Genomic DNA, 520 nt, shown 5'->3' on the forward strand with positions numbered 1-520 from the left:
CCTCTTTGTGGACGAGATCCACCGGCTGAACCGCTCCGTGGAGGAAATTCTGTACCCCGCCATGGAGGACTACGCTCTGGATATTATCGTAGGCAAGGGGCCGTCGGCCAACTCCATCCGGCTGGATCTGCCTCATTTCACCCTGATCGGCGCCACCACCCGGGCCGGACAGCTCTCGGCCCCGCTGCGGGACCGCTTCGGCGTAACGCTGCGGCTGGAGCTGTATACCCCGGAGGAACTGTCGAAAATCGTCACCCGCTCCGCCGGAATTCTGAACTGTGATATTGTACCGGAGGGCGCCTACGAGATCGCCCGCCGCAGCCGGGGGACGCCCCGGATCGCCAACCGGATGCTCCGCCGTGTGCGGGACTTCGCGGACGTGAAGGCCGACGGCGTCATTACCAAGCAGGTGGCGGACGAGGCCCTCTGTGCCCTGGAGATCGACTATCTGGGGCTGGACCCGGTGGACCGGCGGATGATGGCGGCCATCATCGAAAACTACAACGGCGGCCCCGTGGGG

At 65.2% G+C, this 520-nt stretch carries 1 protein-coding gene; it reads left to right on the plus strand.

The features are described 5' to 3' along the window. Positions 1-520: AAA family ATPase (locus ACT67G_RS00680; protein ID WP_443662635.1), on the plus strand; the 520-nt coding region annotated here is incomplete at both ends.

The sequence above is a fragment of the Dysosmobacter sp. genome, from assembly GCF_052306735.1.
Classification (GTDB): Bacteria; Bacillota; Clostridia; order Oscillospirales; family Oscillospiraceae; genus Oscillibacter.